Here is a 24,704-nt window from a genome sequence, read left to right on the forward strand (position 1 = left end):
GGCGAGTTCATGAAAACCCATCGCAGCGCTCTGTGCAGGAGCGCAGGCAGGACCTTGTTCGTCCTCATCTTGGCCGTCTGGGCCCTGCTGACGCCTACGGCCTGGGCGCAGGGCGGCGGCTGCGGATCCGATCCCGTCGGCGGGTGCTCGTCGTCGGGACCGGCCATGCCCGATACCTTCGACGATCCCTACTTCGCAGGGAACCCGATCAACCTCGCGTCCGGCAACAAGTACCAGCGGGAAACGGACATGCCAGCACTCCCGGGGCCTCTGGGGCTCGAGGTGGTGCGGCACTACAACAGCCAGAGTCGGTTCGTGAGTGAGCTGGGCGCCGGCTGGCGCTTGTCCTACGACACCTTCGTGGTCGAAGACAGCGCGGTGGTTCAGGTGGCACTTGCCGACGGCAGCCGGCGCATCTTCAGCAAGGACGACCAGCGGCCAGGGCTGTGCACCAGCGCCAGTGCGGCCGACGGACGCATCGAAATACAAGGCAGCGGCCGTGGCCGACACTACCTCTGGACGTGGCCCAACGGCCGGGTCCTGCGCTTCGATGCCCAGGGACTGCTGGAGGAAATCCGGGCGGCCGATGGACGGAGGGTGACGCTGCAGCGTTCGCTCACAGGGCAGCTGCTGAAGGTTACCGATCCCGAAGGCCGCGAGCTGTCCATCAGCTACGGCACCACGCCGCAATGGCGCGGCATCGTGGCGATTCGCACCCCGGTGGGCGTGTTCTCGTACCGACACAGCACGGAGCAGCATCGGGCAGGGGTGCTGCTGGAGGTGCAGCGTCCCGACAAGGCTCGGCGGCTGTACCACTACGAGGACACGCGATGGCCCCAGGCCTTGACCGGTATCAGCGTCGGCCGCGACGACAAGGTCACGCGGCTGTCCACCTATCGTTACGACCCGAGCTCCGGAAAGGCCATCTTCAGCGCCAAGCAAGACGGATCGGAAGCCGTGTCCGTCGAATACCCCGAGACGGCGTCGATCACGGGGCGTCCGGGCCGCACCTTGGTCCGAGACGGCCAGGGGCGCACGACGACCTATCTCCACCAAGTGCTCGGCAACCGGTACGTGCCGCTGGAAGCCAAGGGGCCGGGTTGTGCGCTGTGCGGCGACGTGAATCGCTGGTTTGTTCGTGACGCAGCAAAACGGACGCGCGACGAGGTGCGGCTGGATCCGAAGACAGGGCAAGCGGTCGAGGGGGTGCGCACGGTGGCGGATGAGCTGGGCCGTACTGTCGAGCAGCGGCGCTTGATCTTCAACGGTGAGCGGGTCGTCCGCGACACTCCGATCGCCACGATGGCGTACGAAGGCAGCTCTCCCTTCCCCTCGCGCATCGAACGTCCCAGTGTGGTCGCGGGCCAGCTCGCGGTCGTCGATTTGGTCTACAACCAACACGGCCAGCCCGTCCGTGTGACGGAGAGGGGCTGGCGCCCCGCTGTCCGCCACGGCGGAGCCCCGGAATTGCTGGAGAGGACGACGTCCTACCAGTACGAAACGCATCGAGGCATCTCCCGCCTCCAGTCCATCGACGGCCCTTTGGCGGGCCCGCAGGACACGACCCACTTTGAGTACGACGATAGCGGTCCGCAACGGGGCGGCCGGCTGCGCACCAAGGTTCTGCCGGGCGGACTGCGGGTGCAGTACAGCTACGACGCACTCGGGCGGGTGGCGTCCGAACGAGGGATCGATGGCGTGTTGCGCGAGTATCGGTATGACGCAGCAGGACGCCTGCAGGCCGTGCTCCGGTCAGCCATCGGGAACGGCGACAAACGCACGGAGAGCGAATGGCTCTGGCATGACGACCAAGGTCGTGTGAGGCAGGTGTTGTATGCGACCGGGCAACGCCTGTTTCTGGACTACCACCCGGCAGGCCAGATCCGATCGATCGCAGATCCCCAGAACAACCGCATCGAGTTCGAGTTCAACGGCGCAGGTGCCCTGGTGGCGCGGGTCTTGCGCAATCCTGATGGTTCCGTCGCTCAGCGCATCGTGGCTCCGAGTGCGGAGATGGAAGCAGCGGAGCAGATTGGAGGCCTGAACGACAACCCCTTCGCCAGTTTGCAGCAGGCACTGTCTCAGCTAGCGGACAGCCGGTGGGCGGTTTCCCTTCCCTGGGAACGGGTGAACCAGGCGGTCGACGGCGTTGCGTTGGCCCGGCGCCTGCAGCAGGCCGGGGTCCGTCAGGCAGAAGACGCGGTCGTCGACCACCGCGGGCTGACCACGCTCTACCGCTATGACGACTTTGGCCGGACGGTCGCCACCGACTCGCCCGACGCGGGACGCACCATCTACCTCCACGATCAGGCGGATCGAGTGGTGAGACGGGTAGGGAACTCGGGAGCGAGCACCTCGTACGCATTCGACGCGGCGGGGCGTCTCGCCGGATGGAGCAATGCCGACGGCGCGACCCGCATCGAATGGGGCCCGGCAGGCAAGCCGAGCCGCTTGCTGGAAGCGGACGGCGCACAGCAACGTTTCGTCCACGACCCCTTCGGCCGTCTCGTCGAGCACGGCCGCACCCTGCCGGGTGGGTCCGGATTGCAGGAGTACGTAACGCGCTACCGGTACGACAGTCGGGGCCTGCTTCTCGCGAAAACCCTGCCCGACGGTCAGGAGCTGCAGTACCACTACTACGGGTCGGCACACCCGAAGGCCGGCGTCTTGCGAGAGATCCGTCGCAAGGATCTCTGGGGCAGCACCACAGTGGTGAGCGGGCTGAACGGGGACGGTGACCGGTACACCGATCGGCGCATGACGCTGGCCGATGGCAGCATCGACCGCATCGCGTTGGATGCGCAGGGCCGATTGATCTATGCCGGTTCCCAGCGGTTTGGCGAGAGCTTCGACTATGGGGAGACAAGCTCGGATCTGCCGGCGTCGGCAAAGGGCCCAGGTGGAACTCGCTCGTTCTCTTATGACAACCGCAGTCGCCTGACTGGCTTCGCGCGCACCGACAACGGGCGGCCTCTTGACGAAGCACGCAGAAGTTTCGACGACAACGGGAATTTGGCGTACCGATGGTCCAAGAGCAACGGCGCCGTCACCGAGCTGCGCTATGCGGTGAGCTTGACAAGCAACGCGATCGGTAGCGCTCATTCCCCATCCGGCTCGGTCGACTGGATCGGGCATGACAGCGATGGCGCCGTCGTCGAGACGGCCACCCGGCGTTATGTCTGGAACGCCGAGAAGCAACTGAAGGAGGTGCACTCGCGCGACCCTGGCACCGGCCAGGAGCGGCTGCTTGCGGAGTACCGGTACAACACCTTCGGGCAGCGGATCCAAAAGGTCGTGCACTCCGCAACAGGGACGAAGGTGACCTACTTCCTGTATGACGGCGCGCAGCTGAGTGCGGAGGTCGATGGGAAGGGGGAGTTGCTGGCCCAGTACGTCTACGTTGGCCATCGCCCCGTTGCCCGTCTCCAGGGCAAGGAGGTGCAAGCCGTCCACAGCAACCAGCTGGGGGCCCCCGTTGCGGTGACCACGCGCGATGCCGACGTGCTGTGGCAGGCACGCTACGACGCCTGGGGCACGGCGACGGTGACGGTGCACCGCGTCGATATGAACCTCCGGGCGGCGGGCCAGTACGCCGACGCCGAGACCGGGCTTGTCTACAACCACCACCGCTATCTCGACACCACCGTCGGTCGCTACTTGTCGCCCGACCCTCTGCTGCTTGCCGCCGGCCCCAACCCGCGACTGCATGCCGACGCGCAACCCCATCTGAAAATTGACGCTGCCGGGCTCGAGCCGAGCACGCCGGTGTCGCAGTGGACCTTCGCCGAGAAGTTCAGTGCCGTGATCGAGCGGGCCGTGAAGCTGAAGGATGCTGATGGGAAGCTGGTCGTCGCCGAGGAGATGAAGCAGGCACTGCTGGCCCTGATCGAACCCAGCTCGATCGCCCTCAACGTCGCCGTGATGGCGGTATGGGGCGCCCTCAATCTCACCCCTGTCGGCTGGGTCGCGAACGCCGCCTTGATCACCTTCATGGTGTACGAGTACGGCAGGGCGGGGTTCGAGTTCATCAAGAGCACGATCCGGCTGGTCCACGGTCTGAACGCGGCCACCTGTCCCGAGAACCTCGACGATTTGGCGAGGGCCGCCGCACCAGTGCTGGCCAGCGCCGGCGTGGGCATCGTCGAAGGCACCTTCGGTCGCGGCAAAGCAGCGGCGAAGATCGTGCAGGAGCATGCGCCGTCGGTTGGTACCGGCAAGACCCTCGACAAGGCCGACCTTGACAAGGTCAAGATGGTGGACGGTCCGGGACGCTTCCGGAGATCGCTGTGGAACGACGTATGCCGCAAGTATGAGCACCAGGCGACGCGCTCGGCGTGCATTGGATGGATTGGCGAGCTGGAGGCAGCGGACATCCTGCAGCGCAAGGGATACCGGCCGATTGCAGGAACTGCGAACGCTCACAACTATGCGGATCCCGCGGACTTCCAATTGGGAATGACAAAGCAGCGCGGGCAGAACGCGATCGATGGAGTCTTTGTGCGGGACGTTCAGGGCCCCGATGGGAAGACGACCAAGCAGTATGTGCTCGTCGAGTCCAAGTCGACCGACAAGAGTTGGGGGTCAGCGAAACCGGACACACGCGGGGGGCTGCCTGTCACCGAGAGTGGACGGCAACTAAGCGATGGGTGGCTCAAGAAGCACATCAGCGATCAAGAGAAGTTGTATAAGGAGACCGGCGGCACAGACGGGCTGAGTCCCGACGATGCAACTGCACTGCGTGCCGGTATCGAGAACCCTGCTAGCAATACAGTTACGCGGATTCTGTCGAGAACGGACGAGAATGGGACATTCTTTTACCGGATCAGACCGGACGGTGAAAAGAACGTGTACGTAGAACCGACCAGCATCCCGCTGTAAGGCAGAAAATGCAAGAATATATTGCTCGCGATACTTGGGGTAAGGATCCTCGCACATGGCACAGATTCTTTTCTGAGGAAAATCTCCAAGCTATCCTTCGAGAAGATGGCTACCCCGACTCGATACGAAGCCTTGTGCTGGTCGCCTACTCGGCCGGAAGGCCATTGGATGAGATCGCATCGTATGTTGAAGCACTTCTTCGCCGCACGGTGGAGACAAACCGAAAGAATATTGCGTCGGGCTTCAATCGTTACGTCGGAGGCGACGGATACCAAGCCGCAGGCGTGTACCAAGATCATTACTTATGGACGCTGGGATTAGGCGTCTTATTCAGGGTGCCCCCCCCCCTGATTGAAGCATTGCTGCAAGAGTTGGTGCATACTGATGCCTTGCTCGATGCGATAGCGACAGGAGCCTTTCCCAATCGACCAATCGTTCGGCGCCAATTCCACCTTGAGCCCTGGAAAGAGCTGTATGAGGCGGTCGAAGCTGAACCCGTTCGGAGGCCGCTGCTCGTAGAAGGCTATCTGCAGGTTTGGTATGCCAAACGCATGCGCGGAATGTTCTGGAAGAATAGCCATGTGCGAGGTGCTTACGTGGGGTATTGGTGCATCGAGGCGGCAGCACTGAGCGCCGCTTTGAACATCGACGACAGCAGCTTTCGGAAGCACCCGCATTATCCAAGGGACATGGTTTCTTATTATCGAAGTCACCCGGCCGCCTGAACAACGCCTCGTAAATATAATCTCATTGGAGCAAAGAGGAACAGCAATGAAACGTAAAGTAGATCCTGAAGGCGTTCCCTTGTTTGTTTCGACTGCCCTCATGCAGCCACAGGATGCTGACGGCGTCGTTTTGGAACACGAGAACGAAGAACTCGAACGAATGGAGCGAGAATGGGCAACTTTGGACTACACCAGAAAATCGTCCCTGTTCGATTTCATTCAGCAGTGGATCGCCCCCCAATTCAGACTACTCCCTGAAGCAGAACAGACGGTTATCCTGGACAGCCTGTGCTACATGCTTCTCAAGGAACGCGAGGAAGCACCCCTAAACGAGTTGGGCGAGAGCTGGCTCGATGCATGCTTCGAGTACGGCTATGAGAGCCATTTCATCCCTCGGGATGCCATGGCGTTTTGCGAAGCAATGCTGGAGGTGTTCGCCCCGGGGTTTGATTGCGCCTCTCGAACGCTGGCGGACTATGACGCCGGAGGATGGGAGCACCCGATTCGAGCCTCTGGACCGTTCGTACCCAAGAGGCAGCGTGCGAACTGAAAAGAGCGACATGTCCTCCGCGGCGAGGCTGAGCGACCGGGCAAGGCGGCGACGTGGTCCTGTCGGCAGCAGGATCAGGCGCCTTAGCGCGGCTCCGACACCGGCTGCCTGTCACCTGTGACGACGGCGGCTGGCAAGGCATCGAAGAGCTCGGGCTTTGCGGCACCTTCCAGGTGCCAGTGTCGCTCCTCAGTCCATTGCCGTAGTTTGTCGAACGCTCCCTCCGGTGCCCCTGCACACGGCGTTTTCTGGCCGGTGGAGCGGAGCTGGTAGTAAAACTGGATCTCCGCGACCCTGTAGTACTTGGTAGGCCTCACGGTCTCGTGCAGTTCTGCCACGTCCCGCTTGCCCGCGTCGTTCAGTACCGCTACCTTCTGCAGCCTTGCCTCTGCAGGCTTGATCCGCCCGAGAACGGGATCGTTGTCGAGCAAGGCGATCACGTCGGTCAATGCCAAGTGCACGCCGTTGTTGATGAGGTAGACGCGAATCTGCTTTGCGCCGATGCCGCTTTCGTGCATGGCCTTGGCTACTCGGATCACCCCTCGTTTAGCCTGCCTTGGTGCCGTCGTGGACGAAGACATTCGACCCTGCTTCAGCTCCGCCGAACTTTCGCTTTCGCCGGTTGGTTTTGGCATTGTTTCATCACAGATCTGAGAAGCTGCCACAGCGGCTTGGGGGTTGAACCGTCGAGAGGATGACTGCTGAACACCTCGCCTCGCAGCGATCCTCGAGTAGGCATCGGGTCCCCGCAGAACGTCCGCCTCTGCAGCGCCGACCAGCACCACACTCTTCGCTACGCGGTACTGCGCCGTGAACCGGTAGCTGAGGGCCGGCTGCAGGTTCGTCAGCAAGGCGCCATGGAAATCCGCATGCGGGGAAAAGGAGGGAAACCGCCTCGCTCACAGGCGCTGATGAACTGTCGTCCGTCATTCGTCGCAGTATGGCGGGAGCTGCTTGCTTGATGTTTTTGATGACTCCGGCGATGGTTGTGACGATAGCAACGCTCTAGGTGAGCGCCAACCTGCGATGGGTGCCAGTCGACATACCGAGCCGCCGCTGCTCCGGTCGGCTGACATCGCAAGCGGCTTTTCAGAGTCAGGTACTGCTGAGCAGCAACCGCACCTCGGCCTCGCGGCGAGCCAGCAGGCCGGGCACACCTTGCCCTCGCCGTAGACCCAGTGGCGCAGCTCTCGCGCCGCTGCGGCCCAGTTCCGCTCGTCGAGGCGGTGGCGCAGCGCGGAGGTCTGCAACTGCCCAGTCCCGAGATCGAAGGTGAAGGCGGCGGCAGCAGCGAATCCGAAATGCCGGGGCACGCGCCCGTGCTGAAGCGACGGCGCTCACTGACCGGGCTGGGCGCTGAAACGCAAAAAGGCCCGCCCCGCAAATGCGGGACGGGCCGTTGCAAGCTTCAATCAGTAGTCATCGAGCATCGCCAGCACCTCCAGGCGCTGCTCGTCGCGCAGGAACTCGCCGCGCCACATCGGCACCTCGTTGTGGACCTCCTTGCGCACGGTCAAGGTGAACCCGGGCAGGTAGTGCGTGGCGACCCCGGCGAAATCGTCGGTGTGGTAGGTCGCCTCGCGCACCCGGGTGCGGGCCGTCTCCTTGACGATGTGCTCGTAGAAGCTCATCAGGGTCTGCTGGTCGCCGGGCGAGACGTCCGTGGCGACGACATCGTCGATCCACACTTTCAGATAGCGGACAGTACTGGGTTTCGACATTGCGGTTTCTCCTTTCGGGTCGCTATGAACGCTCTGTCCGGCGGAGATATCAAGCGGTACCGCGCGTTCAGTGGCTGCCCAGCAGCAACCCAGCCTCAGCCTCACGGCGCGCGACCAAGCCAGGCAGCACCTTGCCGCCACCGTAGACCCAGCGGCGCAGTTCGCGCGCCGCAGCGGCCCAGTCGCGCTCATTGACGCGGCGGCGCAGCGTGGAGGTCTGCAACCGGCCGGCGCCGAGGTTGAAGGTGAAGTCGACGATGGCCGCCAGCCGTCCCTGCGGCTCGGCGGCCAGCCCCGGGCAGTAGCGCAGCGTCGCCTCAAGCGCCTTGGTGAGGTCCTGCATCAGGTAAACCTCGGCCTCGGCCTCGGTGATGGGCGGGTGGTCCGGCTGGCAGAGATGGCCGAAGCCGATGGTGTGGTACCCGGCCGGGCAGATGTACGGGTGAGCGCGGCGAAGTGGATCGTGCTTCGGGACACGGTGGAAGCCCTCGAAGCGCTTGGCCAGTTCGACAGCCTGAGGAGGCGCTTCGATCATGGCAAGTGACTCCAGGTTTTGCGTCGCTGGATGGACCGCAGACCCGTCTTCGAGATACCGTATTCCGCGCGGATTACTTTCGGGGGACGGCTGTCCCCGCGAATGGCCAACACCTGCTCGGCCGTCAGCCGAGCAAATGGACTGCGCTCGCCTGCCGAGGAATGCCGCCTGCCCTTGCGGATCATGTCCAGCACGTTTTCGCGCTGCGTGGCCACGAAGAGATGGCGCGGGTTCACGCAAGCCCGGTTGTCACAGCGGTGGCATACGACGAGACCCGCAGGAATGGGACCGACCTCCAGCTGATACGCGACACGATGTGCCCGCATCAGCGGCTTGCCACCATCTGCTCCGATACTTCCGTACCCACGAGTATCGATGGAGCCGACCCAAAGCCAGCACTCGTCGTCCTCGCGCCGTTGCACCTTCTCCCAGAAGCGCTCGACCAGCGGGCGGGGCTGGCGGCCCTTACGTCCGGCCACTGCGGCGCTCCCATGCTCGAGAAATGAACCAAAAATTCAGCACCCCCGCCCACAGCGCCTGATCTCCTTCGGTCCAGATCTGCGGGATGCTGAACTCCCAGCTCACGCCGGTGTTCAATGCAGCTGCGAGCACTGCGGCCTTGACGGTGCAGTACAGGCCCATGAACGTGTAGGTGATCACCGGGCGCACGCTGGTCGACAGCGCGTCGGCCCATTTCACGCCGGACAGCTGGCCCTGCGCTGCCACCGCTTCCTTCAAGGCCTGCATTGCGCCGACGCCCCACGCGGCATCGGCCGCCGCGCCGATCTCCGCCATGCGCTGCGCGCCCCTGAGCCGCTCGAACTCCAGCGCCTTGTCCTGCATCGCCAGCTCGTGCTTGCGCTCGCCCGCCCGGTCCAGCCACTTCAGCAGCTCCGGCGCCAACCGGAGAGCGCCACCGAGCAAACCGCCCAGCAGCGTCTCGATCACGGGTTGCCTCCCGTCAGCTTGAACTGGATGGCGGCGCCGACCAGCAGCGCGGCCAGCAGGGCGCCGGTGAGTACCTTCACGACCGTGCGCCAGGCGGTGCGGCGGGCGTCGCGCCAGGCGTCCAGCAGGTCGCGCAGCTCGCGCAAATCGTGCGCCGCATCGCCGCGGTCGTCAAAACCGAGCAGCATCAGCACGCGCTCGGCGCCACGCTCCGCAGCGCGGTCCAGCAGGTTGTCGAAGTCCTCCTTGTTCAACACCAGCATGTTGTCGACGAGGGCGGGCTTGTTCTCTTCAGTCATCGGTGTTCTCCAAATGAAAAACCCGCCATAGGGGCGGGTTCGGGTGGGGAAGGGGAAGATCAGACGGCGATGCCGGGACTCCAGCCGGAGGCCTTGTAGACGCTCAACTTGTTTTCGTCCTCAAGGAAGCACAGCCATCCCGGCTTGGGGACGTGGTACTCCCAGGCCCCGGCGATGCGCACCGCGACCTGTCCGGACTTGCCAGCCCAGGCACCGGTGGCCCCGGCCGCAACGATGTAGCGCTCGCCATCAATGGGCGCGGCCGGCGGCGCGGTGAGATCCCGGTCCTTGACCGACAAGCCCACCACGGCGCCCAGCCGCTTTAGGTTGGCGTCCATGCCGCCGTTCCAGTTGTGTTCCCCCTGGGCCCAGCCGTAGCTCAGGCCGAGGTTGGGATCGGTGCTCGCCATCAAACTCCCCCGTAGTGGTTGCCGTAGTGCAGGCCGTAGCCGGCCCGCTCAAATTCGATGCTGTGCTTCTGCCAGGACACATGACCGTCCCGGACGGACTCGATCTCCACCCGCAGCTTTGCGTTGACCCGCCCGAGCCCCGAGTCGGCCAGCTCCTGCGCCAGCGCCCAGGTCGTGCTGTTGCCCGTGAGGCCGGTCAGGGTGCGACGCAGCGAGCCGGTCTCGCTGTAGAAGCGCACCGTGGTCGTTTGCCCTGCCTCCGGCGTCACCTCGCCTTCGGTCTGCAGCACGAGGTAGGCCGTCTGGGTGCGGCGGTTGCGCGTGGCCCAGCTGACCGTGATCTCCCCCGCCACCGCCGCGGGGTAGGCTCGGCCGTTCATGCGAGGGTTGCCGGGGCAGTAGGGCCGGATGAAGCGCTTGGCGAGCGTCAGGCTCACCTCCGGCGCTTCGCCGAGCGGCAAGGTGCCGCGTGCTGTCTGCGTAAGTAGCCGGGCCCGCACCGTCTCGCCCTGGACGTACTCCGGCTGCAGGTAGTGGCGCGCCTCTTCGGCGAACCAAACCCGGCTACCAGCCGGGTGGCCCACGGGCACCGTATCGAGCAGGCCGCGCTCGAACACCGCGGCCGGGCCCCCGGCTGCCGCCCGGTCGATCGAGGCGACCTTGAGCCACTCCCCGTTCACCAGGGCGAGTCCTCCCGCTTCGATATCCTCCAAGCCGTTGCCGTTCGTCAGTGGCACGCGCACCTGCGTGGCTGATTGCGGCAGGGCGGCAGCGAGCACAGCGGTCGGCGTGAAGCTGCCCTGGCCTTTGTCTTCCCAGCCGCCTCCCAGGCGGGCCATCGCCTTGAACCCGAAGGCGTCGCCGCTCGGCCGCGACCCGCAGACCCCCACCAGCCCGTCTAGATCACCGATGTCCCCGAGGCGGCTGTCGGACTCGCCGGTGAGATCCTGGACGATCCACCAGTACGGCACTTCGAACAGCACCTGTTGCGGGCACGGCAAGGGCTCGCTCGTCGGTTCCTTCCAGCCGGACGAGGGCGGCGCCGAGTAGACCGATTGCGGCAACCCGAAGATGTCCTGCACGCAGTCCACCCGCACCGCGCTGCTGGCCAGCTCGCCATAGGCGATGCGGACGATGCGCATCGGCAACTGCTCGATGCCGTAGGGCGGCCACGACAGCTTCACGACGTCACCGATCTGCAGCGCGGCGGCCTGCCGGTTGGCGATGAAGGTGCATTTCGCCAGGCTGGCCGACAGCTGTTTCAGTTCGCGCATCGCGACCCGGGTGGCGAGCGCCCCATGGCTGATGCCCGGGTACTGGAGCGAGGTGGCGACCACACCGCCGTTCAGCTGCACCGCCGCGATGTCCTGCACGGTCACGGAGGCGTCCTTGTCGCTCGCCGCATCGCGGTACACCACTGTCACCTGATTGACCGTCTCGCCCCAGGAGGGCCGGGTGAACTCCTCGATGCGCAGGATGTTGGACGGGTCGAACACCGGCAAGCGATCCAGCTGATAGTCCGCTCGGGCCAGCTGCAGCACAAAGAGCCCTGTGCGCGGGTGCACGTAGAGCACCCCATCGACGTGCTTGAGCACCGACAGCACGAAACTCTCGATGGTCTCTTCCTGGCTCCACAGCAGCGAGAGCCCGAAACCTTCCGCATGCAGCGTGTCCGCCGCCCGCCGGAAGCTCGCCTCGTCCATGTCGCCCGCCGGGTAGCCCATGCCCCAATCGGCATCGGTCAGGCACTCCCGGATGATGTGGGCGGGATTGGCGTCGTCGCCGATGCGCGCCCGCTCGGGGTACCAGCCGCGCGGCATGCGCCGGGCCCGGACGGACCAGGGCTTGATATACGGGTTCATCGCCGCGACCCACACCCGTTTGAGCACCAGCGACACCACCCCCCGGAAGGCCGGAATGTCGGCGCCGAGCCGTTCTTGGAGGTAGGCGTTGCGGCCTTGGCCCTGCTCACCCATGAGGATGTCCACCGAGCCCTCGACGCCGCCCTCGCGGTCTTCGCCCCCGAACAGGTCCAGCCGGTTGATGCCGATCGTGGTGGTGCTGCTGGCCTGCCCGGCCCAGGCCACCCGCTCGCCGACCCGGATCTCGGTGATGGCGTCCACCGGGCCGTGGCACAGCACCAGCTGCGCGCCGAGCCCGTACCAGTGGCCGACGGTGACCTTCTTCTTGCTGCCGCCGCTCATCGGCTTCGATCCTCGGCCGCCGCGCGCTCGGCCTGCTCCGCGACCCGCAGTGCCAGGGCGTCGCCACTGGCCCGCAGCCACTCGGCCGGCACCCCGTGCTCGACAAACTCGACCCAGCTGCGCTCTCGGCCCTCAAACCAGCGGCGCATGCCGCGGGCGCAGTAGCCGAGCGCGCGTGCATGCTCCAGCCTTGCGATCACGTCCGTCACTTCTTGCCTCCGCCTTTCTTCTTGATCGGTTTCACTTGCACGTCGCCGTACCAGACGACGTTGGGGCCGGAGATCACGCGGGTGCCGAACAGCACCGGGATGGGCGCGTCCTGGGACGCGATCGGGACGTCCTTGTCGCCGATCTGGCCGGGCTGGGCTTCCTGGGTTCTGGGTTTGGGCGCGAGCAGCGCCGACAGGACCGTCGTGACGATCCAGACAATGATTTGGGCCCACATGGCGTGCTGGGTCTAAACGATGGCGTCGCCCGAGAACGGGTTCTTCCAGGGGATGAACGGAAAACCGCCGAAGTTGTCGAGGTTGTTGAAGCGCTTCTGGCAGTGGATCGTCGAGTGATCGCAGCCGGCGTAAAGCTGGACCGGATCGCCCACGGCCAGGCCGAGCAGCGGCGCGGCCAGGGTGAGGTCGATACCGGCGTGGGCCACCACCATCCGGGCGCCGGCCGTGGACTGGAGGTAGCCCGCCACGAAGTAGCCGTTCTCGCGCGTGGCTGCCGTCGCGACCTGGACGGCGATGCCGCTGACCGCGGCGACCGCACCATCAACTCGGAAGCTGTCGCGCAGCGCCGCGCAGCCGGCGGAGTAAAGAACATGCCGGCAGTTCAGCTGGTAGCGCGCCCGCAGCCCGAGTCGCTTGAGCGAGGAGCCGACCGGCTCGCATTTCAGTGTTGCTTCCGCGCCCACCAAGCGCGCCACCATCACGCGGCCCTTCCAGTAGGTGACGAACTCGCTGGCCTCGCTGCCCGGTCCGACATGCCGCCGGTAGATCGTCAGGCTCACCACGCCTTCAGGGGGCGCGGCGACGAACAGCGCCGCCAGCGGTAGGTCGCGCGGCACCCGCACCTCGATGCCATTGCGCGACAGCTCGTTGCTCTGCTCGATCTGGCTGCGGGTGATCGGCGCCGGCTCGTAGGTCTCCGACTGGTAGTCGATCGCGGCCTGCGCCGAGGTGTAGAGCCAGCGCTGGGTGCCTTGGGCGAAGCGGTACAGCTCCTGCGGCTGGCCGTGGTGCGCCGAGCGCTCCTGTTCGAGGTAGTTCATCGCGGTGAGGGCTGCGTCGTGGGTTGGGGGCGTTGGTCGTGAGCCAGAAGACCTCAACTCCTGGGTAGCTTGACAGGTCGGGAGCGCGCCCAGAAGGGTCGAGGCCTGCCTGGGAGGAAGGGCGGTCATGCACTGCCCAGTGCCCGACCCGCCAGTCCGGATTTGACGGGGGTGGAGGATCGGCGGAACATGGTCCGGCCGGGGCAATCCGAGGCCTCCATGCGTCGAGCCGCGAGGGACTCCGGTCTCTTCACCAGGAGCACTCGTCATGAGAACGAAACTGCTCACCGTCCTCGCGCTGGCTTCGCTGTTCACCGCATGCGGTGGTGGCGATAGCGACGGGGAGAACCTGCAGCTGCCGCCCGCCGGCACCGAGGCAGCGCCGGCCCCCAGTGAGGGGGGCCATACCCCCCCGGAAGCCGGAGAGCTGCCGGATTCCCTGCAGGCCCGCATCGACACCCTGAGATCTGAGGGCGTGCAGATCCTACGGGTCTACAGCACTCCGTATACCGAAGCCGCCAGCGGCGCGAAGCCCGCCGCATTGGAGTACGGGCTGCCCGTACGTCCGACCACCGATTTCGACTTGCAGGCCTTTCCTTCGGGATGCGGGCTTTGGGTCCTCGTCTACCGCGACGGCAACATCGTCTACAACGCTTCGAGCACCTCGTGCGTCAATCCCGTCAGTCGCATCGAGATGCTCGCGGGCCTCGCGTGGTCCAGATGGTGGGGATGGCAGGAGCTGTACCAGGACGAGGACGGCGTGAGCAACCGCAGCTACCTCGACCTGACGATCTGGGTCGACTGCTCCGAAACGGGAACGCACGACTACCAGGGCGTGACCAACGGCTACGTGGGGATCGCTGGCCGGGACTATCACGCCTCGGCGTGGGACCAGATCGATCGGGTCGAGTGCGGTTGAAAGCAATACCGGCCTGATCAAACACATCCCAAGTCACGATCTCAGAATCCGGGTCGCGAGTTGAAGGCGGGCGACCTGGTCGGTCTCCCAGAACAGCTCCACGGCGTCCTGCTCCAATCGGACCAACTCCAGCCACGAGATCTGAAAGAACTGATCTGGCGCCACCGTCACGCCTAGCGGCGCGTCCAGCGAGAGCAGCTCTTCGTCCGCCGATATCTCGTCGGCACCGGTCACGCGGCGGTAGAAGACCCCCGCGGTGGTGCGCAGCACCAGGTCGCGGCGTTGGGGGTGGGCCGCTACAAAACGGCTGTAGCCGACGTTGCGCAGGGTGAGGCCGCTGTCGGCGGTGGCCACGGGCCGGGTCACGACGAGATCCGACTCGAAGGTCGGCAGCCACGCCGGGTTGGCCCGGCCGGCGCGCGCCGCGAGCCAGGCGCGGAAACGGCTCACTTGCGAGCGATCCGGGAGCAACCAGGCCAGCCGGCGGCCGATCTGTGACGTCCCCGACTCGTCGTCGTAGCCCCGCACGCCGGTGTCGTGGTCCAGCACCGCGAGCTTGCGCTGCCAGCTGTCCTCAAGGTCCTCTCTGCGGTTGGGTGGCCAGTCGAAGATGCGGTAGCCCTGGTAGGCGGGGCCGGGTTCGGCAGCCGCCGGCGGCGTGAGGTCCTCGACGGTGAAGCGACAGCGGCCCTCGGCAACGCTGTCCGTCGGACGGCGGACCGCGGTCTGCCCCTCCAAGCGCGCCAGGCGTGCGGGGAACACCTGGGTGCCGGCAGGCCAGCTGCGGCCGAGGGCGAGGTTCAGCGTCAGCGTGTTGCCGTCGACCGCGAGGATCTGCACGGCTTCGTTGTCCAGCACCGATCGCCACAGCACCGCCATGCCGCCCGGGTGGTAGTCGCTGTTCGCTGCGTCCTGGACCTGCAGCTCGGTAGTGCCGGCACGAACTTCGTCTGGCAGGAAAGCGAGGTCGGTCCACACGGGCAGGCAATAGGTCCGCCCGCCCCAGGCGAACAGCAGGTGATCCAGCACCCGCGCATCCTGGCCCTCCAGCAGGAAGCCGTACTCGAAACCCCGCCGCGGCATCTGGCGCAGCCGGATGCGCTGCTCGGTGCCGTCGTGCGCTTCCAGCACCTCGGTGAGCCACTCCAGGCGTTCGGTGATGCCGTCGGCCCAGTTGGGCCGGATGCCGAACACCACCACCCGCCGCCCGGTCACCGGCAGCACTGCTGCCAGCCCGCTGGCAAAGCGGAAGGTGTAGCGGGCGTCGATCAGGGGCGCACCACGGCTGCTGGCCGTGAAGCGGTAAAGCCGCGTCTGCAGCGGGCCGAAGGCCAACGGCGGCTCCGGCTGCCCTGACAGGGTCAGGCCATCGGTCGCGGTCGCTTCGATGGCGTTCAGCGTGTGAGCATCGAGGTGGGCGTTCCAGACCTCCAATCGTCGCTCCACCGGGCTGATGACGTTGCCCAGGTCGATGCGCGAAGGGATCAGGTGGATGCGGTGGTACCAGTCGCCCACAAAGCTCGGGAAGTAGCTCCCGGCACGAGCGAGCCGCAGCTCGTCGACCGGCTGGGTATCCGCCTTCGCCCCGGGCAGGATGTCGATGCTGTCCCGCGCGTCGAAGGGATAGGTGACCCGTTGGAACTCCGAGATCTCCGGCGAGCGGCGGTAGTTCGTCGGCTCCTGGACGATCGATCCGGGCAGGAGGCTGCCGGGCAGCGTGGCCATGATTTACCGCACCAGGCGCACCGCGTAGCCGTGCGCGCCGGACTTGCCGTTTTTGGAGTGCCCGGGAAACGCCATCCACTCCTCGCGCCCGATGGAGAACGCCTCGGCTGCGGTGTAGTGCTGGATGTTCAGATAGCGCAAGTGCGGGGTGTGGCCGAAAGGCGAGAAGTAACCGTCGGGCCGCTCGATGAAGACATAAAACGGCTGCATGGGTGCGACGCCGTTCAGCGTGTTCGGGGCGTGGGCCCACCAGTAGCGCGCCAGGCTCTCGCGGGGCCCGCCGGTGCCGTCCTCCCAGGTCGACTTGGCGCGCTTGCCGGTCAGCGGGTGGTTGTGGCAGATCGAAAACCAGCCGTCGAAGCCGTCGATCTGTACGCGCACGAAACTGCCGCCGTAGGACTTGAAATCGTTGAACGGCAGGCCACAGTGGTGATCCTGGCGGTAGGCAAACACGAAGTCGTTCGTGTTGGTATAGATGGAGTCGGACGGACCGAAGGCGCCCGACACGAACGCGCCGCCGGGGTAGCTGCCGTGTTTGGTCAATTGCCCAAAGGCCAGGTGGTGGTACACCCCGGGCGCCACCTCCGCCACCATCGTGAGCTGGGTGGGGTTCTCGACCGAGAGCAAGTGGTAGGTGCAGGGGCCCACGACCTCGTACAAGCCGCAACCCTCCAGCTGGTTGTTCGGGCCGCGGGTCATGCCCGGCTGGTTGTTCCAAGGCTGCGCCGTGTCGAAGCCATCTGCGCCGACCAGGAAGATGCCGGTCACGGCCTGGTAGCCGGGACGCAGTGCCTCGTTGACGGCGCTGCGCAGGTGCACGAACTGCGCGCCCTTCTGCAGGGACAGCTGCTGGCCGGGGCCCGAGGCCCCCCAGCGCAACTCGGTCCAGCCGTTGGCGACGGCAAAGACCCGCAGCGCGTCCAGCAGCTGGCTGGGCCCCGTGGCAGAACCGGTCAAATAAGCCATCGATGTGGTTCCTTTTGCTCAAGCGAGGCGCAGCGCCCAGTAGTCGCGCACCGAGGTGCGGTAGACGTTCTGCACCACCAGGTGGTCCACGCCGCCGACCTTGATCAGGTTCTCGGCGGCGTTGTTGAAGCCGCTGACGTGGTAGACCCCGTCGAGCTCGCCAAACAGGTCGTGGTCGGTGCCCGAGTTCCACTGGGTCAGCACCAGGGGTGTCAGCACATAGGTGCCGTCCGGCGCCTCCCGCTGGTTGCCGAGGTAGCTGTAGATGGTTGGCCAGACGATGCGCGGGTTGTCGTAGCGGTACTCGCTGGAGGAGTAGGCGACGTTCTGGAACGGCAGCCACGCGCCCGACGGTCCGCGCAGCATGGCCGCGGTGTTCGGGTTGTTCTGGCCGTCGTCGCCCGGGTCGGCGAAGTGCCGGTGATTGGGGCTCGTGGTGCTGTAGTTGCGGCCCCGCTGCCCCGTCATCGAGCCGCCGATGAAGAGCGGATAGGGGTACTGGCCCGGCGTCGCGTACGGCAGGATCAGGCCCAGGTGGCACGCCTCGTACAGGGTGGACACCTTGACCACCACCACCGCGCGCCGGCCGCTGGCGACGAACCAGTAGGGCGTGGCGGCGTTCCACAGGCTCATCATCGGCACCCAGCCGGTCAAGGTGCCGGGCTGGGCGTAGAAGCCATTGGCCGGGTTGAAGCCGATGTAGCCGTTGAGGTCCCACATGTAGTAGCCGGACGTCGGGTTCGCGTAGGACCGGAGGCCGCAGTAGATCTCCTCGGCACCGGCGAGGCCGGGGGCCTTGAGGATCAGCTCCTGGGTGGCCGCGTCGGCGGTCCAGCGCAGCTCCTGCCACTGCTGGCTGGCGGCGACCAGCGCCGGGTTCTTGGTGAGGAAGGTGCGGAAGCGCTCCAGCAGGTCGCGGTAGTCGCTGGCGGTGCCCGATTCGAAGGCCATCGGTGTTTTGTCTTTCTCTCAAGTCAGCACCTGCCTCACAGCGCCGGCATTGCGCTGCAGGAGGTTGAGGATGGTTTTCTCGCCCGCGGACGAGTTGAGGTAGTCGGCGGCCATCGCCGGGTCGATCACGTTGACGATGCGCACGCCCTGGCTTTGCGGCGCTTGCGGGCGCGGCTGCACGTCGGGCACCAGGCCGCCCGCCGCGAAGGCGAGCGCCGGGCCCTTGACCCGGGGCCCCTGGGAAATGCCGTTGATCCCCTGCAGGAAGGCGACACCGACCCGCTTCACGGCCGCCGCGTTGACGACGAACTCCCCGGCCGATAGCCGGGCCGGGATCGAGTCGCTGGTCGACGTGCCGGGGCCCGTGACGTAGCCGCCCCGGGCGAAGCCCTGGAGCACCGAAGAGACGAAGGCGCCGAAGCCGCCGCCGCCGGCCCCTGAAAACAGGTTGCCGAACAACGCCTCGGCGAGCTTCTGCGACGCGATGCGGTTGATGGTGTTCAGGACCGAGCGGCCGAATTCGCTGAACGCGTCCTTGGCCGACTTCGCGCCGCTGCCGATATCCTGGAACATCTGCCCGAAACCGTTCTGCACCGCGCCCTTGATGGACACGGCCACGTCGTCGACCGGCAGCTTGACCTGGGCGATCTCGTTTTTCCAGCCCTGCACGCGGGCGACGGCCTCGGGGCCGATGGCGGCGGCGGTGGCCTCCAGTTTGGGCAGCAGGGCATCCAGCGCGACACCGGTTTCCCGGTGTAGGGCGAGGATCTGCTGCTGTGCCTGCGACTCCGTGAGCCGCCCGGTCTGGCGCTGCAGGTCGATGGACTGCTCCAGCGCCCGCATCCGGGACAACGCGCCATCGAACTCGCGCTCGTAGGCGGCGAGGTCGGCGGTTGCCGCCTGCACGTCGACGAGCCGGCCCACCGTGGCCACGCCCTCGAAGTCGCCTTCGGCGCGCAGCCGCTCGATCAGCGGCCGGTACTGCTGCTCTATCACCGCCCGCCGGTCCAGCCCGCTGGCTACGCCAGTAATGTCGAACAGCTCCTGCCGCACCCGGGCCAGCTCCTCGCGCAGCTCGCGTTCGGCCTGCGCCGCCTTGCGGGCGTTCGCCACTGCGACGTCGGCCCGCCTGTTGTTCAGCACCGCCAGGTCGGCCTCGATCTTGGCGATCTCGGCCCGCGCCTTCAGGCGCTCGTCCGGCTTGTCATCGGGCTTGTCGCCCGGTTTGTCACCGAGCTTGTTGCTCGGCCTGGCGAGGCGCTGCTGCTCGGCCAGCAGTTGTCGGGTGCGTGCGATCTCGGCGTCGATCTCCTGCTGCTCCAGCCGGGCCTTGCCTTCGTAGAACGCGCGCAGCGAGATCTGCCGGTCCTCCAGCGCGCGGTCGAGCGCGACCTGGGCCCGCTCCAACCCGTCCTTGAGCAGCTGGAACTCCGCATCGGCCTGGGCCTTGAGCAGCGCCTGACGTGACGCGGCGCCGGCCTGAGCCGCGGGAGCGGCACCGGGCTTCGGAGGCTGCGCGTAGGTTTCCTTTTTCTGGGCCTCTGGCCGAATGCGGGCCGCAATCGCCTGCGCGGCCTCGCCGAGGTAGTCCCGGCCCAGGGCCTCACGCACCGTTCCGGCCAGCTCGTCGCCGAACCCGCGCATCTGCTGCAGGTTGCTGGAGAACTGCGCCTTCAGGGCGCTCATCGAGAAGTCGCCCGAGAAGGCCGCGGAGACGTCGCGGCCGAGGGCTTCCGCCATCGCGCCGACGTTCGAGAAGGCGGTGCGGAAGCGCTCCACCAAAAAACCGGCGGTCTTGCCGGCGACCTGGCCGAGGGCGTTGAACAAGCCGATCACGCCGTTGACCATGCGCCGCAGCGCGCCGCCGACCGCCCCCGCGCCGGCTGACACGGCGTCCCGCAAGCGGGACCAGGTGCTGTCGTTGATCTGCACCAGCTCGGCCAGCGCCTGCCAGAGCGCCCGGACCTTCTCGGTCACCAGCTCCCAGGTCGCGACGACGATCTGCCGGATGGAGGCCGTCCGGCCGCCGAACTCGACCACCGCATCGCGCGCCGAGTAGAGTGCGGCCCCCAGCAGGCCGATGACGGTGACGACGATGCCCACCGGCCCGCCGAGCAGGGCCAGGCCGCCGCGCAGCAGCGCTGCCGCCCGCCCGAGCAGGGTGGTCGAGGCCACGGCCTGCGTGACGGCGGCCGTCGCTGCGCTGGCCTGCTGGCGGGCCTGCACGGCATCGGCGGCCAGAGCCACAGCCGTGGAGCCCTGGGCACGAGCTTGTGCCAATGCCGCCGTCGCGACCCGCATGCGGGCGACGGCCTCGGCCTCCAGCCCCCGCAGCTGAACCAGCCGCATCGCGGCTTCCGCACGGGCGGCCGCGGCGCTGGCCACCAGCGAGCTGATCATGCGGCCGAAGGCCGCGACCAGCACCACGCCGGCCAGATTGATCAAGGTCTCGATGTGCTGGGCGATCAGCTGGATCGCCTGGGCGAGTCCAGCGGACAAACCGCCGCCCGAGTCCCAGCGGCCGAAGGCCCGCACGAAGGCGTTGCGCAGCCGGGTCAGGGCGCCGGACACAGTGTCCGGCAGGCTGCCATACTCCTCGGCGAGACGGTCGCGCTGCTTCAGGAGCGCGTCAATCATGGCGGCCGACGTGATCTTGCCTTGCTCGACCAGCCCGCGCAGCGCACCTCGCGGTACGCCCAGGCCATCTGCGAGGGCCCGCCCCAGCCGGGCGTCTGTTCGATGATGGAGTTGAACTCCTCGGCGCGCAGTACACCGCCGTCCACGGCCTGGCCAAACTGCAGCAGGGCGCCCGCAGCCCCTTCGGCGGACCCACCGGACAGCGCGATGGCCTGGCCGACCGCATCGGTGGTGGCCAGCGCCTCGGACTGCGAGCGGCCCAGCGCCTGCAGCGCCGGCGCCAGCTTGCTGTAGAGCGACACGGTTTCGGCCCACGGGGCGCGGTTGCGCTGGGCCATCTCGAAGAGCTCGCCCTCGGCGCGGTTGAACTCCTCCTGGGAGGTCACCGCCAACCTGAGGCGGGCCTGCAGCTCCTTGTACTGATCGGCGGCGGCGGCCAGCTCGCGCACGCCGAGCCCGGCCCCGATGGCACCGCCAATGCGGCCGAGGGCAGTTCCCAGCTCGCCGGCTTCGGCCCGCAGCCGGGCCAGGCCGGACTGCAGCGGCTGCAGCGCTCGTGCGGACTGGGCGGCAGCCTGGCCGATGCTCGAGGTGGCGGACACCACGTCGCCCTGCGAGCGGGCCGCCGTCCGTGCTGCCGGCGTGAGCCGGACGTACAGCGCGAGGGTCTCAGCCAGCGCCGCCTGGTTGCGCCGGGCGACGTCGAGGCGCTCGGCCTCGGCCCGGTTGAAGGTCTCCTGGGAGTCGGCCGCCAGCTGGAGTCGCCCCTGCAGCGCGTCGTACTGCGCGGCGGCGGCCTGCAACTCGCGCACCCCGGCCCCGGTGCCGATCGCGGCGCCCACACCCCGCAGCGAGATGCCCACCAGCCCCGCTTGCTCGCGCAGCTGGGTCAGGCTGGCCTGGATGGTCTGAAAAGCCCGCCGGGTGTCGTCAACGGCGGTGATGAGGATTTGCGCGCGGTTGAGGGCCATGCTCGTGTGGAAGTCAGAGGCCGGAGGCGGTCTTTTGAATGGCCGCAGCCAGCTGGGGCAGGTCGCGCTCGACGGTGCGCTGCAGGTCGAAGCGCCGCCGCAGCGTGACGCGGCGCACGAACACGGCGATCGGGATCTCCTGGCCCCGCTTGAGGCGCTTGACTCCCGTCCGCTCGCGTTCGGCACGCCGGAACCGGGTCAGCGCCCGGCTGTTGGCGGACAGGTTCTCGGCCATCAGGATCGCCCGGCCCTCCCTTTGAATGAAAAACGCGTTCCCCGAGTCCATTAGGTCGCGGACGACGCGGGCGAACGCCTTGCGTCCCAAACGCTGGTGCTGCGGCAGCAGCGGGATCAGCATCCGGCCCTGGATCGTGCCGCCTTGCTCGTGCAGTCCCAGCCACGGCACCTTGGAGCCGATGTAGAGCGCCGGGAGGCGGTCCGGCTTGCTGTCGAACACCTTGGACCGCATCGAGCGCAGGAAGGCCGGCTTGGCGGTCTTGAAGCGGGTCCGCATCTCGGACCGGACGTTCTCGGCCATGACCTTGCCGGTCTCCCGCATCGCCTGGGCCACCTGGCCCCGCAGCGACTGCCAGAGGCCGGATCGCCAGGCGTCGAAGCTGCCCGCATCGAGCAGCCCGGAAGCAGTGAACTGGAGATTCATCGGCTGTGACGCTGCAGCTCGCGCTGCAGCTGTTGGATCGACTCGCGGCTGCCCTGCGCGGCCACCGCCATGACGGTCAGCAGCGCCGCCAGCCGCTCGTGTTCCAGCCGCGCGTCAGCGGCGAGGAACGCGTTGACCTGGGCCAACGTGTAGCTCAAGACATCGGAGTGCCGGTGGCCGGCGCGGATCAGCCGGGCGACGGCGTCGGCCCAGCCAGCCGGGTGCTCAGCCGCTGCGCCAGCGCGCCGATCCGCGGCGCCACCCGCCGCACGAAAAAATCGGCGTTGGCCTCGAAGACGGCGGCGGCCAGCACCAGCGCGTCGTCGACGGCCAGCTGGTCCACCCAGGTGCGCGGCTTGCGAGCGGCCAGGGTCAGCGTCTGCAGCAGCGCCTCGCCGTGCTCTCCGAACAGCGCGAACCAGTCCGGCGCACCGGCCAGCTGCGCGGCAAAAGGCCGGACGGCCTTCAGCACCGCCGGCAGCTCGCCCAGCACGAGAGGGCGGATCTCGAGGCGTTCACCCGCGATGTCCAGTGGCTGTGCTGGCGGAACCAGGATCTCCAGATCGGGAGAGGCGTTCATGTCGGATGCTTTACAGCAAAACAATTTTTCCAAACTGCCCGAGATCCCCCGCGGCCGGCTTCAGCGTGTCGGCGAGCACCTGGCCCGAGAGTTCGAACTTCAGCAGCTCGTCCGTGATCACCGAGAGTTCCTTGGCCGGATTGATGGCGACGCGGTACAGGTCGATGACGACCTCGCTGTTGCCGTCGGCGGTGTTGAGGCCCTCGAAGCGCACCCAGCGCTCCGGCAGCGGCTGCGTGAACATCGAGGTCACCTGGGCCACGCCGTAGGCGTAGTCGACCTTGAAGGGCTCGACGTAGGGGCCGCCGGCCGTCTTGTCGTTGATGACCAGCGAGCCGTGTTTGGTGTTGACGCTGTACTGGGCGGCTGGCAGCGTTTTGGGCGTGCCGGCGGTCGAGTCCTTGACCACGACTGCCGAGACGTTCTGCTTGGAAAGCAGGTAGAGGCTGCCCACCGTCGTCGGATTGGGCAGGGCCTCGGCGGTCACCGTGCCAGCGGCCTGGGCGAAGGTCGTGCCGTAGAGGCCCAGTGCCAGGTTGACGGGGATTAGCTCTTCCAGCGTGCAGGAGAACTCCCCCTTTTTGGTTTTGATCAGTTGCAGGTCGGTGAGGCGCTGGCCGCTGGTCGATTCCTGGTGCTCTAGGGTCTCGACGGAGAGGGACACCTTGAGTTCGGGCACGTTGCCGACATAGGACAGGCCGAGCGGGCGGCCCAGGGCATCGCGCGAACCGACGTAGACACGGCCTTGGCCGGAGAAGTAGGGCATGGTTACTCGCTTTCGTTGGTGTGGTCGGGGTAGGAAGGGGTTGAGGCCAGCGCTTCCGCCGCCTCGGTGAGGCCGAGCTCGGCCAGCTGGCGCTGGCCGGTTTCGTTGGCATCGAGCAGGCGGCCACGGCCGTGACGCAGGTCGGAGACGGGCTGCAGCTCGCGCAGGCGGCGGCGGTCAACCGGGTCGGGTGAGGTCTTGGGCATGGGTTCGGTAGCGGATCTCGTAGCGGGCCGGCATCGCCACCGCGCCGGCATCCGCGTCCTCGGCGTCCCACTCGCTGTCGATCTCCCGGAGGGCGATCGCGAGCCCGCCAAGGTTGGGATCGGCGAACAGGGCGGCGTGGGCGGCGACGACGAGCCGGTCGGCCACGTCGAAGGCGCTGTCGATGTCGGGGATGCCCCGGGCGACGGCGACGAGGCGGAAGGTCAGCGCGCGGTCGACCAGGGCGTTGGCGTGGCCCGTGACGGCGTCGGTTTCGGGAAACAGCAGCAGCGCCGGGCTGTCGTCGCGGCGTACCGGGGAGGTCGGTGCGCGCAGCACCGGGACCGGCGCCACGGCAACGGACAGGCGCGCCAGCACCGCCCGCAAGAGGCGCTCGCGGACGGAGGTCATGGACAGGCGGGTCAGAGTCGGGTGAGCAGGGCCCGGCGTTCGCTGCCGTCCCCGACAGAGCGGACGTCCCGCACCCGGTAGGGCACGCCGCCGATGCGCAGGGACTGGCCGGCGGCCAGGTCGGGCAGCCACGACGCCGGGTAGCGGATCGCGTGGTCGGTGGACAGCGCCAGGCCGTCGAGCACTGTGTCGTCCGGTGCACGAAGTTCCACGAACAGCTGGTGCCTGTCCAGATCGATCTCGACGAGCAAGCCGGCGCGCGCGGCTGCCTCGTAGAGTTCTTCGATGCGGTACATCAGGCCATCTTCAGTTTGACCAGCACGCCGGGTCGGTGGCACATCGGCAGCGGGTTGCTCTGCGTGTGCAGGTCGGTGCC

At 67.0% G+C, this 24,704-nt stretch carries 26 protein-coding genes and 1 pseudogene; 4 read left to right on the forward strand and 23 right to left on the reverse strand.

The annotated features are described in order from the left end of the window. The first annotated feature begins 9 nt into the window (after window positions 1–9). From OOT46_RS23025 to OOT46_RS23035, 3 genes are read left to right on the forward strand one after another with little or no spacing between them, the layout of a single operon-like run. The gene (locus OOT46_RS23025; protein ID WP_265405966.1) at window positions 10–4,878 is read left to right on the forward strand and encodes a DUF6531 domain-containing protein; all 4,869 of its coding nucleotides are present in this window, start codon (window positions 10–12) and stop codon (window positions 4,876–4,878) included. Window positions 4,879–4,886: 8 nt separating this feature from the next. Further along, window positions 4,887–5,603, forward strand: a complete 717-nt coding sequence (locus tag OOT46_RS23030; RefSeq protein ID WP_265405967.1) for a PoNe immunity protein domain-containing protein — start codon at window positions 4,887–4,889, stop codon at window positions 5,601–5,603. A gap of 46 nt (window positions 5,604–5,649) precedes the next feature. Beyond that, on the forward strand, window positions 5,650–6,153 hold the full coding sequence (locus OOT46_RS23035; protein WP_265405968.1) for a hypothetical protein: 504 nt from the start codon (window positions 5,650–5,652) through the stop codon (window positions 6,151–6,153). A gap of 83 nt (window positions 6,154–6,236) precedes the next feature. On the opposite strand, the gene OOT46_RS23040 is transcribed toward OOT46_RS23035, so the two are convergent. The 12 genes from OOT46_RS23040 to OOT46_RS23095 all read right to left on the reverse strand — a co-directional run bounded on the left by OOT46_RS23040 (window position 6,237) and on the right by OOT46_RS23095 (window position 13,537). Then, complete coding sequence (locus OOT46_RS23040; RefSeq protein WP_265405969.1) at window positions 6,237–7,004, reverse strand: hypothetical protein; 768 nt, start codon at window positions 7,002–7,004, stop codon at window positions 6,237–6,239. Between the two features lie 75 nt (window positions 7,005–7,079). Beyond that, the gene (locus tag OOT46_RS31020; RefSeq protein ID WP_416136245.1) at window positions 7,080–7,466 is read right to left on the reverse strand and encodes a glycoside hydrolase family protein; all 387 of its coding nucleotides are present in this window, start codon (window positions 7,464–7,466) and stop codon (window positions 7,080–7,082) included. A gap of 99 nt (window positions 7,467–7,565) precedes the next feature. Continuing rightward, a complete protein-coding gene (locus OOT46_RS23050) occupies window positions 7,566–7,874 on the reverse strand; it encodes a hypothetical protein (protein WP_265405970.1) in 309 nt (102 codons plus the stop codon). Window positions 7,875–7,941: 67 nt separating this feature from the next. Beyond that, entirely contained in the window at window positions 7,942–8,409 is a 468-nt protein-coding gene (locus OOT46_RS23055) for a lysozyme (RefSeq protein ID WP_265405971.1), read from the reverse strand. Continuing rightward, entirely contained in the window at window positions 8,406–8,888 is a 483-nt protein-coding gene (locus OOT46_RS23060) for an HNH endonuclease signature motif containing protein (protein ID WP_265405972.1), read from the reverse strand. Before OOT46_RS23060 ends, OOT46_RS23055 begins: the two co-directional genes overlap by 4 nt. Continuing rightward, window positions 8,875–9,357, reverse strand: a complete 483-nt coding sequence (locus OOT46_RS23065; protein ID WP_265405973.1) for a hypothetical protein — start codon at window positions 9,355–9,357, stop codon at window positions 8,875–8,877. Before OOT46_RS23065 ends, OOT46_RS23060 begins: the two co-directional genes overlap by 14 nt. Then, window positions 9,354–9,656 (reverse strand): DUF6127 family protein, encoded by a 303-nt coding sequence (locus OOT46_RS23070; RefSeq protein ID WP_265405974.1) that lies wholly within the window; start codon window positions 9,654–9,656, stop codon window positions 9,354–9,356. The genes OOT46_RS23065 and OOT46_RS23070 overlap by 4 nt, the downstream gene beginning before the upstream one ends. Before the next feature lie 59 nt (window positions 9,657–9,715). Beyond that, entirely contained in the window at window positions 9,716–10,066 is a 351-nt protein-coding gene (locus tag OOT46_RS23075; RefSeq protein WP_265405975.1) for a DUF2793 domain-containing protein, read from the reverse strand. Beyond that, a complete protein-coding gene (locus tag OOT46_RS23080) occupies window positions 10,066–12,270 on the reverse strand; it encodes a phage tail protein (protein ID WP_265405976.1) in 2,205 nt (734 codons plus the stop codon). The genes OOT46_RS23075 and OOT46_RS23080 overlap by 1 nt, the downstream gene beginning before the upstream one ends. Beyond that, window positions 12,267–12,479 (reverse strand): hypothetical protein, encoded by a 213-nt coding sequence (locus OOT46_RS23085; RefSeq protein ID WP_265405977.1) that lies wholly within the window; start codon window positions 12,477–12,479, stop codon window positions 12,267–12,269. The genes OOT46_RS23080 and OOT46_RS23085 overlap by 4 nt, the downstream gene beginning before the upstream one ends. Further along, window positions 12,476–12,715 carry a hypothetical protein gene (locus tag OOT46_RS23090; RefSeq protein WP_047196005.1) on the reverse strand — a complete coding sequence of 80 codons (240 nt, stop codon included), beginning with the start codon at window positions 12,713–12,715 and terminating at the stop codon, window positions 12,476–12,478. The genes OOT46_RS23085 and OOT46_RS23090 overlap by 4 nt, the downstream gene beginning before the upstream one ends. Window positions 12,716–12,727: 12 nt before the next feature. Next, window positions 12,728–13,537 carry a DUF2163 domain-containing protein gene (locus tag OOT46_RS23095; protein WP_265405978.1) on the reverse strand — a complete coding sequence of 270 codons (810 nt, stop codon included), beginning with the start codon at window positions 13,535–13,537 and terminating at the stop codon, window positions 12,728–12,730. Between the two features lie 268 nt (window positions 13,538–13,805). On the opposite strand from OOT46_RS23095, the gene OOT46_RS23100 reads away from it, so the two are divergent. After that, the gene (locus tag OOT46_RS23100) at window positions 13,806–14,456 is read left to right on the forward strand and encodes a hypothetical protein (RefSeq protein WP_265405979.1); all 651 of its coding nucleotides are present in this window, start codon (window positions 13,806–13,808) and stop codon (window positions 14,454–14,456) included. 33 nt (window positions 14,457–14,489) lie between these two features. On the opposite strand, the gene OOT46_RS23105 is transcribed toward OOT46_RS23100, so the two are convergent. The 11 genes and pseudogenes from OOT46_RS23105 to OOT46_RS23165 form a co-directional block, all read right to left on the reverse strand. Further along, complete coding sequence (locus OOT46_RS23105; protein WP_265405980.1) at window positions 14,490–16,181, reverse strand: hypothetical protein; 1,692 nt, start codon at window positions 16,179–16,181, stop codon at window positions 14,490–14,492. Window positions 16,182–16,184: 3 nt separating this feature from the next. Then, window positions 16,185–17,147: a hypothetical protein gene (locus OOT46_RS23110; RefSeq protein WP_265405981.1), complete on the reverse strand. Its 963-nt coding sequence runs from the start codon at window positions 17,145–17,147 to the stop codon at window positions 16,185–16,187. Window positions 17,148–17,165: 18 nt separating this feature from the next. Beyond that, window positions 17,166–18,098 (reverse strand): hypothetical protein, encoded by a 933-nt coding sequence (locus tag OOT46_RS23115; RefSeq protein ID WP_265405982.1) that lies wholly within the window; start codon window positions 18,096–18,098, stop codon window positions 17,166–17,168. 18 nt (window positions 18,099–18,116) lie between these two features. After that, window positions 18,117–21,706: pseudogene (locus OOT46_RS23120) on the reverse strand (tape measure protein). Window positions 21,707–21,719: 13 nt separating this feature from the next. Next, complete coding sequence (locus OOT46_RS23130) at window positions 21,720–22,367, reverse strand: DUF6441 family protein (protein WP_265405984.1); 648 nt, start codon at window positions 22,365–22,367, stop codon at window positions 21,720–21,722. Then, entirely contained in the window at window positions 22,364–22,525 is a 162-nt protein-coding gene (locus OOT46_RS23135) for a hypothetical protein (RefSeq protein WP_265405985.1), read from the reverse strand. Before OOT46_RS23135 ends, OOT46_RS23130 begins: the two co-directional genes overlap by 4 nt. 29 nt (window positions 22,526–22,554) lie before the next feature. Further along, window positions 22,555–22,947 carry a hypothetical protein gene (locus OOT46_RS23140; RefSeq protein ID WP_265405986.1) on the reverse strand — a complete coding sequence of 131 codons (393 nt, stop codon included), beginning with the start codon at window positions 22,945–22,947 and terminating at the stop codon, window positions 22,555–22,557. A gap of 10 nt (window positions 22,948–22,957) precedes the next feature. Continuing rightward, window positions 22,958–23,713, reverse strand: a complete 756-nt coding sequence (locus OOT46_RS23145; RefSeq protein WP_265405987.1) for a hypothetical protein — start codon at window positions 23,711–23,713, stop codon at window positions 22,958–22,960. 2 nt (window positions 23,714–23,715) lie between these two features. Continuing rightward, on the reverse strand, window positions 23,716–23,919 hold the full coding sequence (locus OOT46_RS23150) for a hypothetical protein (RefSeq protein ID WP_265405988.1): 204 nt from the start codon (window positions 23,917–23,919) through the stop codon (window positions 23,716–23,718). After that, entirely contained in the window at window positions 23,891–24,328 is a 438-nt protein-coding gene (locus tag OOT46_RS23155; RefSeq protein ID WP_265405989.1) for a hypothetical protein, read from the reverse strand. Before OOT46_RS23155 ends, OOT46_RS23150 begins: the two co-directional genes overlap by 29 nt. Window positions 24,329–24,623: 295 nt before the next feature. Beyond that, window positions 24,624–24,704: major capsid protein (locus tag OOT46_RS23165; protein WP_265405992.1), on the reverse strand; the 81-nt coding region annotated here is incomplete at its 5' end.

Source organism: Aquabacterium sp. A7-Y (assembly GCF_026153205.1).
GTDB lineage: Bacteria > Pseudomonadota > Gammaproteobacteria > Burkholderiales > Burkholderiaceae_C > Caldimonas.